Below are 15,603 nucleotides of genomic sequence, written 5' to 3'. Positions count from 1 at the left end.
AAGGTCATTAGACCTTAACTTACAATATGTTCCTTATTTGGATTTTTTCAAGTAATTAGATCGATTTTATAACCAAATGATTAAACTTTCTCCGTTGGAAAAATACCAACAAGATTTAAAGCGCGACGACTTTCACTATGACCAAGCGCAAGAAAATGCAGTTCGTCACTTACAACGACTGTATCAAGACTTGCAACACAAGCCTTTGCCAGTCAGCGGCTTTAAGAAAGTGCTTAATCGTTGGAAACGTATTGTCACGCCGGCACCGCAGGCGCAAATTAAAGGGTTATACTTTTGGGGAGGTGTAGGTCGCGGAAAAACCTACCTGGTTGACACCTTCTACGAAAGCCTGCCATTTAACAATAAAATGCGTGTGCACTTTCACCGCTTCATGCACCGTGTTCATGAAGAACTAAAAAGCTTATCTGGGCAATCAGATCCGCTAAAAATTATCGCAAAACGTTTCGCCGAAGAAACGTCTATTATCTGTTTTGATGAATTCTTTGTATCTGACATTACTGACGCAATGCTCTTAGGTACTCTATTTGAGGAACTGTTTAAGCATAAAGTCGTGCTTGTTGCTACATCTAACATTGTTCCCGATGAGCTCTATCGAAACGGCTTACAACGTGCGAGATTTTTACCTGCCATTGAATTGATTAATGAGCATTGTGAAGTTGTTAATGTTGATAGCGGTATCGATTATCGCTTGCGTACGTTAGAACAAGCAGAAATTTATCATCACCCGCTGGACAACCAAGCCCAGTTAAACATGACCACTTATTTTAACCAGTTGGCCATTGACCAAGGCAGCTCAGGTAAAATTATTGAAGTGAATCATCGCCCGCTCAGGACTGAACGTGAAGCGGAAGGCATTGTCCATTTTGATTTTTCGGTATTGTGTGAAAGTGCGCGTAGCCAAAGTGACTACATGGTATTAAGTAAGCTTTACCATACTGTATTACTTGCCAACGTAAAACAGATGAACGTTGATTGCGACGACACGGCGCGTCGTTTTATCGCGCTAGTGGATGAATTTTATGAGCGTAAAGTAAAGCTGATAATTTCCGCGGAAGTGGCTATGGAAGAGCTTTACAGCCACGGAGGTTTAGCCTTTGAATTTAAGCGCTGTTTATCGCGCCTGCAAGAGATGCAATCAACCGATTATCTAGCCAGCGAGCACTTGCCTTAAAATTGCTAGCGCTATTGGCTACGTGCAGTGAGTTGAAAGAACTCCACGTTCCTTGTTCCCTTAAGCAACGCGGTCCATTTCGTCACGCTCCTTGTTCCTAAAAACCGCGCTTTTATCGACATAAAAAAAGGAGCCTAGGCTCCTTTTTTTATACTGAAATTCGCACAATATCTGCGCCAAGCCCTTGCAGCTTGTCTTCAATTTTTTGATAGCCTCTATCAATGTGATAAATCCTATCCACTTGTGTTTCGGTCGTTGCCACCAATCCAGCGATAACAAGACTGGCAGATGCTCGTAAATCGGTCGCCATTACCTGAGCGCCGGTCAATTGATCTACGCCTGTTGAGATAGCGGTATTACCTTCCAAACTGATGTTCGCACCCATACGTTGCAGTTCAGGCACGTGCATGAATCGGTTTTCGAAGATGGTTTCAGTGGTTTTAGCTGTACCTTCTGCAACCACATTAAGTGCAACAAACTGTGCTTGCATATCAGTAGGGAACGCTGGATGTGGCGCTGTTCTGATGTTAACAGCTTTAGGTCGACCTTCCATCTTCAAACTGATCCAGTCATCACCAAAGTCCACTTGAGCGCCCGCTTCTTGTAACTTTGCTATGACCGCATCAAGGGCATGCGGATCTGCTTTTAAACACTTAATATCACCTTGAGTGACCGCAGCAGCCACCAAGTAGGTGCCAGTTTCAATGCGATCAGGCATAACACTGTGATGCTCACCGTTAAGCGCTTCAACACCAGTAATGGTTAGCGTATCTGTACCGGCGCCCTCTACTTTTGCGCCCATACCATTTAAACAATTAGCCAAATCAACAATTTCAGGCTCTCGTGCCGCATTTTCAATCACTGTTACGCCGTCAGCCAGAGCAGCAGCCATCATCAAGTTTTCGGTAGCACCAACACTAACAACATCCATGAAAATGTTCGCACCTTTCAAGCGGCCTTCATTGGTTGCTTTGATGTAACCATTGTCTACTTCAATAGTTGCACCCATGGCTTTTAAACCTTGAATATGCAGATCAACAGGACGTGCACCTATCGCGCAACCACCAGGTAACGAGACCTCTGCATGACCAAAGCGCGCTAACAATGGACCTAATACTAAAATAGAGGCACGCATGGTTTTAACTAAGTCGTAAGGCGCTAAGCAATGTTCTATGTTACTCGCATCAATAACAACATCATTGTCATCTGCCCAATGTACGTCTGCACCGAACTGCGCTATCAGTTTATTGGTTGTTTCGATATCTCGCAAACGCGGTACGTTGCTAATACGAATGGGTGTTTGTGACAATAGCGCCGAGAAAAGGATCGGTAGCGCTGCATTTTTTGCACCTGAAATGGTGACTTCACCTTTTAGTGGATTTCCACCATTAATTTTAAAAGCGTCCAATGTTATCTATCTTTTTATCTAATTATTCAGGAGGGATTATAAAGGTAAGTTAAACATTTTTTCACGTTGCCAATCTGACGTAGAAAAAACCTTTATGGTAACAGCATGAATTGTGCCCGCATTAATCGCTTCGGTTAATGGCGCATATACAGCTTGTTGACGTTTTACACGACTTAATGCTGCAATTTCATCTGACACCGCGATCACAACACATTGTGAACCGTCAAACTTCACATGTAGTTCATCTAACGCTAAAGCGTCATTAAGTAATTGTTCTATTTCAGAAACTTCCACAGTCTACCTACTAAAGTCTTCGTTATTTGGAATGCAGTAGTGCTTCAACACCACTTAATTTTGCTAACTTTAACACATCATTTGATAAATGAGTTAGTACCAATTTACCACCTAGCCTATTTGCAACAGACATCTGCAGAAATATCCAAGCCAGCCCCGCGGTATCGGTGCGAGACACATTGGCAAAATCTATGGTGGCATTATCTTGTGCAAGCAATTTGTCAAAATCACCTTGTTTGATATGTGGCACAGTTTCTCGTGTTAATTCACCACTAAGCAAGGCTAGATGTTTATCGATATTAACTTGCATGTTATTGCTCTTTAAAGACGATATCTTGTGCGGCTTTTTCCTTTAACATTTCAGTCACGTGCGCTAGCCCTTTTTGACGGATAATGCTGTTTAATTCTTTCTGTTTCGCGTCTAATAAGCTCACGCCTTCTGCGATCATGTCATAAGCTTTCCACGTTTGTGTTTTCTTTTCTAGACGTGCTTTAAAAATGATGTCTATCTTGCCGCGTGCAGGATCGTTAATCACCGTTTTAACTTGCACAATACGCCCTTTAATAGGTTTCTCCGATTCGAAGTCTACCGTTTGATTGTTATACAGTGTGAACACCTGAGCATAAGAGGTAATAAGGTAGTCTCTAAACGCTGGAATAAAAGCGCGAATATCTTCCTTGCTTTGCTTTTTATATTGAGGACCTAAGATACGTCCCGCTGCATACTTGTAGTTGATGTAAGGCATTAACTCTTCGCGCACAACATCTTTTAACAGATTAGGATTGGCGCGGATGGCATTTTGTTGCTGTTTTAAACGGGTAAACGTTTTGTCTGCAACTTGTTGCACTAACAAGTAAGGGTTTGTTTCATCAATACCGTCTACTGCGTATACAGGGGTAGCTAAACAGGAAAGAACAACAAAAAAGGCTTGAAAAAAACGCTTCATAATAACTATTCCGATTGATTCTGATTAAATAAAAATTGACCAATAAGTTCTTCTAATACCAGCGCCGATTTAGTGTCTTCAATATAATCGCCCGCTTCTAACATTTCACTTTCTTCGTCAATGAAACCTGGCGCTATGCCGAGGTACTGCTCACCCAGTAGACCGGCAGTAAGGATAGAAACTGACGTACTGTCACTAAAATCTGTATATTGGGTGTAGATTTCAAGCGTTACAACCGGCACATAGTCTTCTTTATCAAGGGTTATATCACCAACACGCCCAACAACAACACCGCCGACTTTAATCGGTGAGCGCACTTTTAAGCCACCAATATTGTCAAACTTGGCGTACAACTTATAGGTTTCACCATTACCGGACATTCCGCTATCAGCAACCTTCAGCGCTAACATCAGTAGGGCTGCTATCCCTAACGCAACAAAAAAGCCTACTGTTAATTCAATTTTCTTAGACACCATGTCTTCACCACTCTCTCAAAATTTTAACTGCACGCATCATTAGTTGGTAAACATCAATGCAGTCAATACGAAATCTAAACCTAATACCAACAAAGACGACTGAACAACGGTTGCTGTTGTTGCGCGACTTATCCCTTCCGATGTTGGCTCACAGTCATAACCTTTAAATACCGCTATCCAAGTCACCACAAACGCGAACACTAAACTCTTAATAACACCGTTTAATATGTCTTCTCTTAATTCAACTTTCGCTTGCATTGCAGACCAAAACGTCCCTTGGTCAACGCCAAGCCACTCAACACCCACCAAGTGCGCACCTAAAATACCCACAGCCGAAAAGATTGCAGCGAGCAATGGCATGGAAATAAATCCTGCCCAAAATCTTGGTGCGATAATACGTCGCAACGGATCAACAGCCATCATTTCCATACTAGATAGCTGCTCAGTCGCTTTCATCAACCCGATTTCCGCGGTTAAGGCAGAGCCCGCTCGCCCAGCGAAAAGCAGTGCTGCTACAACCGGACCAAGCTCTCGTAGCAAACTCAGCGCGACAAGCGGACCTAAACTCGATTCAGCGCCAAAATCCACCAACGTGGTATAGCCTTGGAGCGCCAGCACCATGCCGATGAATAAGCCAGATACTAAAATAATAATTAATGATAGAACACCCACATGATAAAGCTGTTTTATCAGCAATGGCGTACCTTTTCGGACGTTGGGTACATGGAGCAAAGATGAAACCAACATCATACATGCGCGTCCCAAGCCTGCTATCAATGAAACCGTGTTTGCTCCAAGAGTGGAAATACTTTTTATCACTTATTCACCTACAACAGTTCATCTTTGTAATCTTGGGCAGGAAAGTGAAATGGTACAGGTCCATCAGCCTCTCCTTGCACGAATTGCCTCACCAAAGGTGACGCGTTTTGTCTTATTTCTTCTGGTGTACCCTGACCAATTATTTTTCGCTCAGCAATAATGTAGATATAGTCAGCAATACTCATAACTTCTTGCACATCATGCGATACAACCACTGACGTTAAGCCGAGCGAATCACTAAGCTGTCTGATTAAACGCACAATAACCCCCATAGATATAGGGTCCTGTCCCGCAAATGGTTCATCATACAAAATGAGCTCAGGATCTAATGCAATCGCTCGGGCAAGGGCTGCTCGTCTTGCCATACCGCCTGAAAGCTCTGCAGGTTTGAGGTTCTTTGCACCTCTAAGTCCTACGGCTTCTAACTTCATTAACACCATCTTTTCAATTAAGGTTTCACTTAATTGGGTGTGTTCACGCAATGGGAACGCAACATTGTCGAACACGCTCATGTCGGTAAACAATGCCCCGCTTTGAAACAGCATACTGATACGCTTGCGTACCGTATAAAGATCGCTGCGACTTAAACTCGGGATATTATGACCATCGATAAAGATTTTGCCTTGATCAGGTTTTAATTGCCCACCGATAAGGCGCAGCAATGTAGTTTTACCAATCCCGCTTGGTCCCATAATAGCGGTTACTTTTCCTTTGGGAATGGTCATATTGACATTGTCATATATCACGCGTGAACCGCGTTTAAATGTCATATTTTGAATATCGATTAAGGTATCTGACATAGGTAATACTTTTTGTTCAATTCCTTATGACGACCTAGCAAGTCTGTGTTGAGATGATTCTAACCTAGCACAAAGCGAAATGCACTGCAGAGCAAAAACTTATAGTAATTCATTTGCACTAAGTTGTTTTAGCACTAAGTGTGGTTATTAATGGAGTATTTCAAGGTTAATAAGTTCATATTCTTTTTTAATTGTGCTTTTTTCCGTCAACTGATGAAGGAAATGAGGAAATTTTCAATTTTTTCTTTTTTTTTCTTCAACTAAGGGCGACAATTTAAGGAATAGCATTTACATAATAATTATTCGGGTTGCTTACCGTGTTAATTCAGGTTCTCATATTAATTGTATCTCTTGCCGCGCTTGTATGGAGTGCTGATAAATTTGTCTTTGGCGCCTCTGCTGTTGCAAGAAATTTTGGCATATCACCGATGATCATTGGATTAACCATTGTTGCAATGGGATCGTCAGCTCCGGAAATGATGGTTGCCGCAACGGCTGGTTTACAAGGGAATGCAGACACAGGTATTGGTAATGCGATTGGTTCAAATATCACCAACATTGGCCTAGTGCTTGGTATTACCGCACTTATGGCGCCGCTCGCTGTGTCTTCTGAAACCGTTAAAAAAGAAATCCCTCTCACTTTTGCAATAACTCTACTTGCTTACTGGATGGTGTCAGACGCACACTTCTCACGTACGGAAGGCATAGTATTGTTTGTTGGCTTTTTCGTTTACATCATTGCCTTGCTACTTATAACCTTGCACAGAGCAAAAGGGAGACAGGTAGATGACCCTTTACTCATCGACGCACAAAATGAAGTCCCTGATAACGTGACTAATTCAAGCGCATTGTTATGGCTTGTTGTGGGTATGATAATTCTGCCGGCAAGCGCACATTTTTTGGTGGAGTCTAGCGTCTTTATCGCGAAGCAATTTGGCATAAGTGACCTAGTAATTGGATTAACCATTATCGCTATTGGGACAAGTTTACCTGAGCTCGCTGCCAGCGTAATGAGTATTATTAGAAAGGAAGACGATTTAGCTATAGGTAACATTATTGGTTCTAATATTTTTAATATTTTAGCTGTGCTTTCGCTTGCCGGTTTATTTGCACCCGGTGATATCGACCCTAAAGCAGCGGTGCGTGATGCGCCTTACATGCTAGGTGTAACCGGTCTCCTGTTTTTCCTTTGTTTTAGTCGCACGTTCGGACGATTTAGAATTACGCGCTTAAAAGGCGCAGTTTTATTACTAACTTTTATTGCATATCAAGTCATTTTGTTTCAAAGTCATGCTTAGAAAAGGCAGAAATTAGGCACCACGATGGAAAAAGATTTCAAGAAATTAGCCTTAGATGTCATAGAGATAGAACAAGCAGCTATCCAAGGCCTCGTTAAATACGTTAACCAAGACTTTGTACAAGCCTGTCAGTACCTCTACGACTGTAAAGGCCGTGTCGTTGTAATTGGCATGGGAAAATCTGGTCATATCGGCGGTAAAATAGCAGCTACATTGGCAAGTACTGGCACACCCGCGTTTTTTGTTCATCCTGGTGAGGCGTCACATGGCGACCTAGGTATGATTACCGACGAAGATGTCGTATTGGCTATTTCAAACTCTGGCGAAACAGCTGAAGTGCTTACCATAATTCCCGTAATTAAACGCATAGGTGCCACTCTGATCGCCATGTCAGGCAACCCAAGCTCTACCCTGGCAAAATATAGCGACACTCATATCTGCATCGCGGTTGAAAAAGAAGCATGCCCATTAGGCCTTGCGCCAACCTCTAGCACCACTGCAACCCTAGTAATGGGCGATGCTCTAGCCGTAGCGTTGCTTAATGCGAGAGGTTTTACCTCAGATGACTTCGCCTTATCTCATCCTGGTGGTAGTTTAGGCAAACGCTTATTATTACAATTAAGCGATGTTATGCACAAAGGCGAACGTCTACCAATCGTCTCTCATACCGCCACAGTTAAAGACGCCTTACTAGAGATGTCACAAAAAGGCCTAGGGATGACGGCTATTGTTGATGACAACAATACACTGGTCGGACTGTTTACCGATGGCGATTTGCGTAGAATCTTAGAAAGCAATATCAATATCAAAGAAGACAAGATAGATGCGGTGATGACACGTTCACCGATTACCGCTAATGAGAACATGTTAGCGGCAGAGGCTTTAAAGGTAATGGAAGACAGAAAAATTAATGGCCTTATCATTGTTGATGATCATCATAAACCCGTTGGTGCAATGAATATGCACGATTTACTGACTTCAGGAGTACTTTAATGCAAACGCTATATACAGATATATCTGAGCAATTGGCGGAAAAGTTTGCCAAAATTAAATTACTTGTTTGCGATATTGATGGCGTATTTTCTGACGGTAAGATCTACATGGGCAATGATGGCGAAGAACTCAAAACCTTTAACACAAAAGATGGCTTTGGCGTTAAAGCATTAATCGCAAGCGGCGTGCCAGTGGCGGTAATCACAGGTAGAACCTCAAATATCGTGCAAACGCGCATGACGTCATTAAACATTACCGACATTGTTCAAGGAACCGAAGATAAACTTCCAGCCCTGACATCAATTTTAGAAAAATACCAAGTAGCGCCTGAGCAAGTTGCTTATATAGGTGATGATATGCCTGATTTAGTGTGTATAGAACACGTTGGATTGGGCGTAGCCGTAGGCGATGCTCATCCGCTAGTAAAGGCTGGCGCAGACTATATCACGTCTATTAACGGTGGCTCTGGTTGTGTGCGCGAAGTATGCGACACCATTATGCAACTGCAAGGCACTTTGGCTGCCGCACGTGGCGCTAGCGTATGAATCGGCTTTACGGCTTAACACTTACTGCGCTAGCAACAGCTGCGTTGATCTATGCTATTTTTGAATGGCATTTTAAAGATGGGCAAGAACAAAACCAGACAATTATCGAAGAAAGCCCTGACTTTATAGCAAAGAATCTACAAACCGATGTGTATGATGAAAGTGGAGAACTGACTTACACTGTACATGCGGACAGAATGGAACACTTTTCAACAAGTGATGTGACTAACTTTGAACAACCAAACTATACGTTGTTTTCAGCCAATGCTGGCTTACCTTGGAAGATGAGTGCAGCAGCAGGTCAACTTGAAGAAAACACGCGCGTTATACTTAATAACAATGTGCGATTATCAACGGAAGATAAATCAAGTATGCTACAAGCTATTACAGGTGAATATATAGAACTCGATTTAACGACCAGTATCGCAACATCAGACAAAGCGATAGTTATCGAGGGTGATGGTTTTACCGTTTATGGCTCAGGATTAACGGTTAACTTAAATACTAAAATTTGGACATTACAACAGCATGACCAAACAATTACACATGATACTCGCAGCCTTGCTGCTCAACACTAATCTTGTTCTAGCCGAAGAAGAAGCAAGCGAAGCGCCCTTTGAACCGGTGAAGATTACGTCTAATGAGCAATCAGGTGATTTAAAAAAGCGTATCGTAATTTATCAAGATAATGTGCGCATTGTTCAAGGCACATTGTTAATTACAGCTGACACAGTGCAAGCGCAACAAAATATTGAAACAGGTGATCAGGTATATACTGCGCAGGGTAAACCAGCAAGATTTGAAAAAACCTTAGAAGATAATTTTGTTGAAATGGAAGCCGAAAAGATAGTTTATGAACCTGCGAAAAACCTTGTCACTATTACCGGTAATGCGCAACTTAGTGACAATGCAATCGAGGTTAAAGCAGACTTTATCACCTACAACACGCTGACCCAAAAGCAAACAGCTAAAAGCCTAGGTGACAACGAAACAGTTACCACAATTAAAGAGCTACCAAAGAAGAATTAATATGGCTGCAACACTTACAGCAACAGGTCTAGCAAAATCTTATAAAGGCCGAAAAGTCGTTAAGAATGTTGGTTTAAAAGTAAGCCAAGGCCAAATTGTAGGGCTTTTAGGCCCCAATGGTGCAGGCAAAACTACGTCGTTTTACATGATTGTTGGTTTAGTACCAAACGATGAAGGTAGCATCACCTTAGATGACAAAGATTTAACCTTGCTACCTATGCACGAGCGCGCAAGGACAGGTATTGGCTACCTACCACAAGAAGCTTCTATTTTTAGAAAGCTAAGTGTACGCGACAATATCATGGCGATTTTACAAACGCGCAAAGATTTAACTGATGTTGAGCGTGAACAAACGCTAGATCAGTTGGTAGAAGAATTTAATATAGGCCATATTATCGAAAATTTAGGTATGGCGCTGTCTGGCGGTGAACGTCGCCGAGTAGAAATAGCACGTGCGCTTGCGGCTAACCCTCAATTTATCTTGCTAGACGAACCTTTTGCAGGTGTCGATCCAATTTCGGTTGGTGATATCAAAAACATCATTGTTCACTTGAAAAATCGTGGTATCGGTATACTCATTACTGACCATAACGTACGTGAAACTCTAGATGTTTGTGAACACGCTTACATAGTGAGTCGCGGAGAATTAATTGCAGAAGGTAATGCAGATCAAATTTTGGCTAATCAGCAGGTTCGAGATGTATACCTTGGCGAGCAATTCAAGCTATAGTTAACAGTAAGCAGTAAAAGGAACAAATTCACCCTATGCGCCCTTCGCTTCAACTAAAAATTGGTCAACATTTAACGATGACGCCGCAGCTTCAGCAGGCGATCAAATTGTTGCAATTGTCGACCATGGATTTGCAACAGGAAATCCAAGAAGCGTTAGATACCAACCCATTACTTGAAATGGACGAAAATTCGGCCTCGCAAAACGATGAGGCGATGGATAATCTTGAGAGTGCGTATAGTGAGCAAACACAGCAAGCTACCGGTGATGGCAGTGAAGACGCGGCGCTAACTGCAGATGAAATTTCTACAACCGATGCAATGAAAGCTAATGATATACCCCAGGAGCTATCTGTCGATAGCACTTGGGATGAAAGCTTTAGTGCTGGTACCTCAAATACCGGTTTAGCGCCAAACAACGATGACTACAGTTACCAAGGTGCCACCTCTGACTCGATACAAGATCATTTGTTTTGGCAAATGGAGCTAACACCATTTACTGACACTGACCGTATCATTGCTACCGCTATTATCGACGCCATAGATGACGCCGGTTATCTCACCATTAGTACAGACGATATTCTCGAGAGTGTCGGGCTTGAAGAAGTTGAGTTAGATGAAGTAGAAGCGGTGTTAAAACGCATCAATATGTTTGATCCTGTCGGCGTTGGTGCCCGCTCATTAGCTGAATGTTTGTTGATTCAATTAAACCAGTTTGACAATGACACCCCATGGCTTGACGAGAGTAAAATGGTGATTACCGATTACATCGATCTACTCGGTGCCAAAGATTATCGTCAACTGATGCGCAAATCTCGATTGAAAGAAGATCAACTTCGAGAAGTGATGCGACTGATTCAAACCTTAGATCCTCGCCCTGGCGAAACAGTGATCAATGAAGAAGAGCAATACGTTATCCCGGACGTATCCGTCACTAAGAAAAATGGTCGTTGGGTGGTAGAACTTAATCCTGACACAGCACCTAAGCTGTCAATTAACCAGCACTATGCTGCGATGTCTAAATCGGTGAAATCAACAGACGATAGTCAATTTATCCGTTCCCATTTGCAAGAAGCCAAATGGTTTATTAAAAGTTTAGAAAGCCGAAACGATACGCTGCTAAAAGTGTCTAACTGTATTGTTCAGCGCCAGCAAGGTTTTTTTGAGCATGGTCCTGAAGCAATGCGCCCGATGGTGTTAAACGACATTGCAGAGGCGGTCGATATGCATGAATCAACCATTTCTCGTGTCACCACGCAGAAATACATGCATACACCTCGCGGCATTTTTGAACTCAAATATTTCTTTTCAAGCCATGTCAGTACCGAAAACGGTGGTGAGTGTTCATCAACCGCGATACGCGCACTGATAAAAAAACTCGTTGCTGCAGAAAATCCAGCAAAACCTCTGAGCGACAGTAAAATGGCGGAAGTGCTTGCGGAGCAAGGCATTAACGTAGCACGCAGAACGATAGCCAAATACCGAGAGTCTTTGTCTATCCCACCTTCTAATCAACGAAAAAGTTTACTGTAAGCAAGTAAATCAACATGAGGAAAGGTTTATGCAAATTAATCTATCAGGTCACCACGTAGAAGTTACGGATTCAATGCGAGACTATGTTGACGAAAAATTTGAAAAATTAGCTCGTCATTTCGAACATATTAACAACGTATATGTTGTTTTAACTGTCGAAAAATTAAATCAAATTGCAGAAGCTACGTTGCACCTTAATGGTACTGAAGTGCATGCAAAATCTGATAGTGAAGATATGTATAAATCTATCGACACACTAGTAGATAAACTTGACCGCCAAGTATTAAAATACAAAGGCAAACTAAAACAACATTAACCTTATGAAACTACAACAGCTGTTATCGCCAGATGCGATAGTGTGTAATGCTACAGGCACAAGTAAAAAGCGCATTTTAGATGAGATATGTGAAAAAGCGGCACAACAAATTCATGGTTTGAGCCAACATGAATTATTGATGTGTCTCATCGAGCGTGAAAAAACAAGTAGCACGGGCATCGGCAATGGTATTGCCATACCTCATGGCAAACTGCCCTGTGGTAACCAGCCAACAGCTGTGTTGTTAACCTCTGAAAGTGGGGTTGATTTTGATGCAATTGATAATCGTCCCGTTGATATATTCATCGCTTTGTTTGTGCCTGAAGATGCATGTAATCAACATTTATCAACCTTGCAAGACATTGCAAAAATGTTTTCTGATAAACAATTTTGCAAACTCATTCGCCAATGCGATTCTAGCGAAGCATTGTACGAACTATTAGCGACGACTGATAAATGATGAAATTACTGATTGTTAGTGGACGTTCAGGCTCAGGTAAATCAGTAGCTCTGCGTGTTCTAGAAGATTTGGGTTATTACTGCGTAGATAACATCCCTGTCAATTTACTGCCGGCGCTTACGCACTCTGTTATCAATGACTATGAGCACGTAGCAGTCAGTATTGATGTTCGAAACTTACCGGCCGATCCTAATGACGTATCAGATGTACTAGATTACTTACCTGAGACGGTCGAGCTGCAAATCATTTTCTTAGATGCTGACGACAGTGATTTAACCAAACGCTTTAGTGAAACTAGGCGTTTGCACCCACTGATTCGCGAGAACATGGCGCTTGATCAAGCAATACAAGCGGAGAAAAGTTTACTCGAACCAATTTCATCACGTGCTAATCATTTCATTAACACCAGTCAGCTTACGCCCCATCAACTCGCTGATACCGTTCGCGAACGGATACTCGGGAAAAAGTCCGGCAATATGGTGATTGTGTTTCAATCGTTTGGCTTTAAGCACGGTATGCCGCAAGATGCTGACTTTGTGTTTGATGCACGCTTTTTACCCAACCCGTTTTGGGAGAAAGAGCTGCGTGCCTACACAGGGTTAGACAAACAAGTGCAAGATTTTCTGGTCGCTGAGCCGATCGTGACTAAGTTTATTTGGCAAATCCAGGGGTTTATGAGTACCTGGCTACCTCACTTGGAGCGAAACAATCGCAGCTACTTAACAATTGCGATAGGTTGCACAGGCGGTAAACATCGCAGTGTATATTGTGCAGAAAAACTCGCTGAAGCGCTGTCTAAAGAATATGATGACATTCAAACACGTCATCGCGATATTGATGTAAAAAGTACTTAGCTATGTCGAAACTTTCACGCGATGTGATTATAACCAATAAGCTTGGTTTACACGCTCGCGCCGCCACTAAATTAGCGCAATTATGCCAACAATTTGAATCTAAGGTTGCAGTAACACTCGCCGGTAGCACGGCAGACGCGAGTTCAATTATGGGCATTATGTTGTTAGCGGGTAGCCAAGGTAAGCAAGTCACGGTTGAAACCGAAGGTAAAGATGCGGCGCAAGCCCTTGCCGCGGTATGCCAGTTGTTCAGCGACAATTTCGACGAAGAAGAATAACCTTTCAACTCGTTATCTTAGACGTTCGTGTTTTTTCACGTTTTTTGCCACTCTCCCTGCTATCAGAACTTTTTATCCGCACCTATAAAACCCACCTTGAAATCCCTAACAGCATAAGAAAAAAGCTGAAAATACCAGTGAGTTAAGATAAACTTGCAAACAATAATAAGCGTTAATTCAGTGCTCGTTGCTGTCATCTAAGTGCAACAATGTTGATTTAACGTATGCCTAGTAGGCAGCAGGTCTTAACCCGGTGAACGCAAGGTAGGGATATGCCGGAAATTTCAGAGCAAGAATACAGTCAGCAGCGATTGCAGCAAGTAAACGAGGCGTTAGGCAGCGGTATGTTTGTCTACGTGCGTAAACTTTTGCAAAGCATGCCCGCATACGACCTTGCCCTACTACTAGAATCCTCCCCAGCAAAAAGCCGTATGATCTTATGGCAACTTGTCGACGCCGATGACCAAGGTGAAGTACTAGAAGAACTAAGTGAAGAAGTTCGTAAGGGTATTCTAAAAAGTATTGCACCTGAGGAACTCGCGGAAGTCACAGAAGGCATGGACGTCGATGACTTAGCCGAAGTCCTCAGAACCCTGCCAGATTCAGTTTATCAAGAAGTGTTGAGTTCTATGGACTCTCAAGATAGAGGCAGAGTTGAAGCGGCGCTGTCTTATGCTGAGGAAACCGCTGGCGGTATCATGAATACCGATACCATCACCATTCGTCCAGATGTGACGGTTGATGTGGTATTGCGTTATTTGAGACTAAAAGGTGAACTACCAGAGTCAACCGATTCTTTTTACGTGGTTGATAGACACGATCGCTTCATTGGTGCAGTAACACTCGCCACCATAGTTACAACCAAACCCGATGTAGTGGTATCAACCTTAATAGATTCAGACATTGAAGCAATAGCGGCTGACATGCCGGATACCGATGTCGCACAGTTGTTTGAACGTTATGACTGGTTATCTGCGCCTGTCATCGACGAACAAGGGCATTTACTTGGTCGTATTACCGTTGATGATGTTATCGATATTATTCGAGAAGATGCTGAGCACTCGATGATGAGTATGGCTGGTCTTGACGACGAAGCTGATACCTTTGCCCCTGTAGTTAAAAGTACAAAGCAACGTTCGGTCTGGCTTTTAGTCAATTTATGTACCGCACTGTTTGCTGTATCCGTATCAAGTATGTTTGAAGATATTCTTGGGCAATTGGCGATCCTTGCGGTACTAAATACCTTAGTACCAAGTATGGGTGGTATTGCTGGCAATCAAACCTTTACGCTTGTTGTGCGTGGTATAGCGCTTGGACATATAGGTGACTCAAACGCCAAGGCACTTTTTACTAAAGAGCTTTCTGTTGGCATATTAAACGGGGTTATTTGGGCGACGCTAATAGCTGGTATCGTGACCTTGTGGCGTCAAGATATTATGCTAGGCGCTGTTATAGGCTTTGCCATGATGGTTAATATGATGTGTGCCGCGATTGCAGGCGTAGCCGTACCGCTGTTCTTAAAGAAAATGAAAATTGACCCTGCACTGGCAGGGGGCGTTATATTAATGGCTTGTACAGACGTTGTCGGTATCTTTGCATTTTTAGGGACAGCAACCTTACTCCTTGGCTAAT

At 42.6% G+C, this 15,603-nt stretch carries 20 protein-coding genes; 13 read left to right on the top strand and 7 right to left on the bottom strand.

Translation table 11 applies throughout. The annotated features are described in order from the left end of the window. The first annotated feature begins 76 nt into the window (after positions 1-76). The gene (zapE, locus tag QUD85_RS02765; protein ID WP_093330217.1) at positions 77-1,192 is read left to right on the top strand and encodes a cell division protein ZapE; all 1,116 of its coding nucleotides are present in this window, start codon (positions 77-79) and stop codon (positions 1,190-1,192) included. Positions 1,193-1,340: 148 nt separating this feature from the next. Here zapE and murA read toward each other — a convergent pair whose 3' ends face one another. From murA to mlaF, 7 genes are read right to left on the bottom strand one after another with little or no spacing between them, the layout of a single operon-like run. Continuing rightward, entirely contained in the window at positions 1,341-2,600 is a 1,260-nt protein-coding gene (gene murA, locus QUD85_RS02760) for a UDP-N-acetylglucosamine 1-carboxyvinyltransferase (RefSeq protein WP_093330220.1), read from the bottom strand. 36 nt (positions 2,601-2,636) lie between these two features. After that, a complete protein-coding gene (locus tag QUD85_RS02755) occupies positions 2,637-2,894 on the bottom strand; it encodes a BolA family protein (protein WP_093330222.1) in 258 nt (85 codons plus the stop codon). A 22-nt stretch (positions 2,895-2,916) separates the two neighbouring features. Next, complete coding sequence (locus QUD85_RS02750) at positions 2,917-3,204, bottom strand: STAS domain-containing protein (RefSeq protein ID WP_093330225.1); 288 nt, start codon at positions 3,202-3,204, stop codon at positions 2,917-2,919. A 1-nt stretch (position 3,205) separates the two neighbouring features. Further along, a complete protein-coding gene (locus QUD85_RS02745; protein WP_093330227.1) occupies positions 3,206-3,841 on the bottom strand; it encodes an ABC transporter substrate-binding protein in 636 nt (211 codons plus the stop codon). A 5-nt stretch (positions 3,842-3,846) separates the two neighbouring features. Next, entirely contained in the window at positions 3,847-4,317 is a 471-nt protein-coding gene (gene mlaD / locus QUD85_RS02740) for an outer membrane lipid asymmetry maintenance protein MlaD (RefSeq protein WP_093330230.1), read from the bottom strand. Positions 4,318-4,356: 39 nt separating this feature from the next. Next, complete coding sequence (mlaE, locus tag QUD85_RS02735) at positions 4,357-5,136, bottom strand: lipid asymmetry maintenance ABC transporter permease subunit MlaE (RefSeq protein ID WP_407705085.1); 780 nt, start codon at positions 5,134-5,136, stop codon at positions 4,357-4,359. 8 nt (positions 5,137-5,144) lie between these two features. Then, a complete protein-coding gene (gene mlaF, locus QUD85_RS02730; protein WP_093330233.1) occupies positions 5,145-5,936 on the bottom strand; it encodes a phospholipid ABC transporter ATP-binding protein MlaF in 792 nt (263 codons plus the stop codon). Between the two features lie 317 nt (positions 5,937-6,253). Between mlaF and QUD85_RS02725 the strand changes: the two genes are divergently transcribed. From QUD85_RS02725 to mgtE, 12 genes are all read left to right on the top strand, one after another. Beyond that, entirely contained in the window at positions 6,254-7,234 is a 981-nt protein-coding gene (locus QUD85_RS02725) for a calcium/sodium antiporter (RefSeq protein ID WP_093330236.1), read from the top strand. A 24-nt stretch (positions 7,235-7,258) separates the two neighbouring features. Continuing rightward, complete coding sequence (locus QUD85_RS02720; protein ID WP_093330238.1) at positions 7,259-8,227, top strand: KpsF/GutQ family sugar-phosphate isomerase; 969 nt, start codon at positions 7,259-7,261, stop codon at positions 8,225-8,227. Continuing rightward, positions 8,227-8,772 (top strand): 3-deoxy-manno-octulosonate-8-phosphatase KdsC, encoded by a 546-nt coding sequence (gene kdsC / locus QUD85_RS02715; RefSeq protein WP_093330241.1) that lies wholly within the window; start codon positions 8,227-8,229, stop codon positions 8,770-8,772. Before QUD85_RS02720 ends, kdsC begins: the two co-directional genes overlap by 1 nt. Next, positions 8,769-9,350 carry an LPS export ABC transporter periplasmic protein LptC gene (gene lptC / locus QUD85_RS02710; protein ID WP_093330243.1) on the top strand — a complete coding sequence of 194 codons (582 nt, stop codon included), beginning with the start codon at positions 8,769-8,771 and terminating at the stop codon, positions 9,348-9,350. The genes kdsC and lptC overlap by 4 nt, the downstream gene beginning before the upstream one ends. Continuing rightward, entirely contained in the window at positions 9,301-9,801 is a 501-nt protein-coding gene (gene lptA, locus QUD85_RS02705) for a lipopolysaccharide transport periplasmic protein LptA (protein ID WP_093330246.1), read from the top strand. The genes lptC and lptA overlap by 50 nt, the downstream gene beginning before the upstream one ends. A gap of 1 nt (position 9,802) precedes the next feature. Continuing rightward, on the top strand, positions 9,803-10,531 hold the full coding sequence (lptB, locus tag QUD85_RS02700; protein ID WP_093330248.1) for an LPS export ABC transporter ATP-binding protein: 729 nt from the start codon (positions 9,803-9,805) through the stop codon (positions 10,529-10,531). A gap of 35 nt (positions 10,532-10,566) precedes the next feature. After that, positions 10,567-12,063, top strand: coding sequence for an RNA polymerase factor sigma-54 (locus QUD85_RS02695; protein WP_093330251.1), 1,497 nt, complete (start codon positions 10,567-10,569; stop codon positions 12,061-12,063). Between the two features lie 28 nt (positions 12,064-12,091). Next, positions 12,092-12,379 (top strand): ribosome hibernation promoting factor, encoded by a 288-nt coding sequence (gene hpf, locus QUD85_RS02690; RefSeq protein ID WP_093330253.1) that lies wholly within the window; start codon positions 12,092-12,094, stop codon positions 12,377-12,379. 4 nt (positions 12,380-12,383) lie between these two features. Further along, complete coding sequence (ptsN, locus tag QUD85_RS02685; RefSeq protein WP_093330256.1) at positions 12,384-12,839, top strand: PTS IIA-like nitrogen regulatory protein PtsN; 456 nt, start codon at positions 12,384-12,386, stop codon at positions 12,837-12,839. Continuing rightward, positions 12,839-13,693 (top strand): RNase adapter RapZ, encoded by an 855-nt coding sequence (gene rapZ, locus QUD85_RS02680; protein ID WP_093330541.1) that lies wholly within the window; start codon positions 12,839-12,841, stop codon positions 13,691-13,693. The genes ptsN and rapZ overlap by 1 nt, the downstream gene beginning before the upstream one ends. 2 nt (positions 13,694-13,695) lie before the next feature. Next, positions 13,696-13,971, top strand: coding sequence for an HPr family phosphocarrier protein (locus QUD85_RS02675; RefSeq protein WP_093330259.1), 276 nt, complete (start codon positions 13,696-13,698; stop codon positions 13,969-13,971). 272 nt (positions 13,972-14,243) lie between these two features. After that, a complete protein-coding gene (gene mgtE / locus QUD85_RS02670; RefSeq protein ID WP_093330261.1) occupies positions 14,244-15,602 on the top strand; it encodes a magnesium transporter in 1,359 nt (452 codons plus the stop codon). Position 15,603 lies beyond the last annotated feature (1 nt).

The sequence above is a fragment of the Thalassotalea agarivorans genome (assembly GCF_030295955.1).
GTDB classification, from domain to species: domain Bacteria; phylum Pseudomonadota; class Gammaproteobacteria; order Enterobacterales; family Alteromonadaceae; genus Thalassotalea_D; species Thalassotalea_D agarivorans.
The sequence above is the reverse complement of the archived record's forward strand: the minus strand, read 5'-3'. Positions and strand labels throughout refer to the sequence as shown.

Excerpts from the sequence above, each read along its gene's own strand:
- mlaF (WP_093330233.1), bottom strand. The coding sequence starts at position 5,936 with ATGTCAGATACCTTAATCGATATTCAAAATATGACATTTAAACGCGGT.
- lptC (WP_093330243.1), top strand. The coding sequence starts at position 8,769 with ATGAATCGGCTTTACGGCTTAACACTTACTGCGCTAGCAACAGCTGCG.
- hpf (WP_093330253.1), top strand. The coding sequence starts at position 12,092 with ATGCAAATTAATCTATCAGGTCACCACGTAGAAGTTACGGATTCAATG.
- kdsC (WP_093330241.1), top strand. The coding sequence starts at position 8,227 with ATGCAAACGCTATATACAGATATATCTGAGCAATTGGCGGAAAAGTTT.
- lptB (WP_093330248.1), top strand. The coding sequence starts at position 9,803 with ATGGCTGCAACACTTACAGCAACAGGTCTAGCAAAATCTTATAAAGGC.
- QUD85_RS02720 (WP_093330238.1), top strand. The coding sequence starts at position 7,259 with ATGGAAAAAGATTTCAAGAAATTAGCCTTAGATGTCATAGAGATAGAA.
- QUD85_RS02745 (WP_093330227.1), bottom strand. The coding sequence starts at position 3,841 with ATGAAGCGTTTTTTTCAAGCCTTTTTTGTTGTTCTTTCCTGTTTAGCT.
- QUD85_RS02750 (WP_093330225.1), bottom strand. The coding sequence starts at position 3,204 with ATGCAAGTTAATATCGATAAACATCTAGCCTTGCTTAGTGGTGAATTA.
- lptA (WP_093330246.1), top strand. The coding sequence starts at position 9,301 with ATGACCAAACAATTACACATGATACTCGCAGCCTTGCTGCTCAACACT.
- rapZ (WP_093330541.1), top strand. The coding sequence starts at position 12,839 with ATGAAATTACTGATTGTTAGTGGACGTTCAGGCTCAGGTAAATCAGTA.
- QUD85_RS02675 (WP_093330259.1), top strand. The coding sequence starts at position 13,696 with ATGTCGAAACTTTCACGCGATGTGATTATAACCAATAAGCTTGGTTTA.
- mlaD (WP_093330230.1), bottom strand. The coding sequence starts at position 4,317 with ATGGTGTCTAAGAAAATTGAATTAACAGTAGGCTTTTTTGTTGCGTTA.
- zapE (WP_093330217.1), top strand. The coding sequence starts at position 77 with ATGATTAAACTTTCTCCGTTGGAAAAATACCAACAAGATTTAAAGCGC.
- ptsN (WP_093330256.1), top strand. The coding sequence starts at position 12,384 with ATGAAACTACAACAGCTGTTATCGCCAGATGCGATAGTGTGTAATGCT.
- QUD85_RS02695 (WP_093330251.1), top strand. The coding sequence starts at position 10,567 with ATGCGCCCTTCGCTTCAACTAAAAATTGGTCAACATTTAACGATGACG.
- mgtE (WP_093330261.1), top strand. The coding sequence starts at position 14,244 with ATGCCGGAAATTTCAGAGCAAGAATACAGTCAGCAGCGATTGCAGCAA.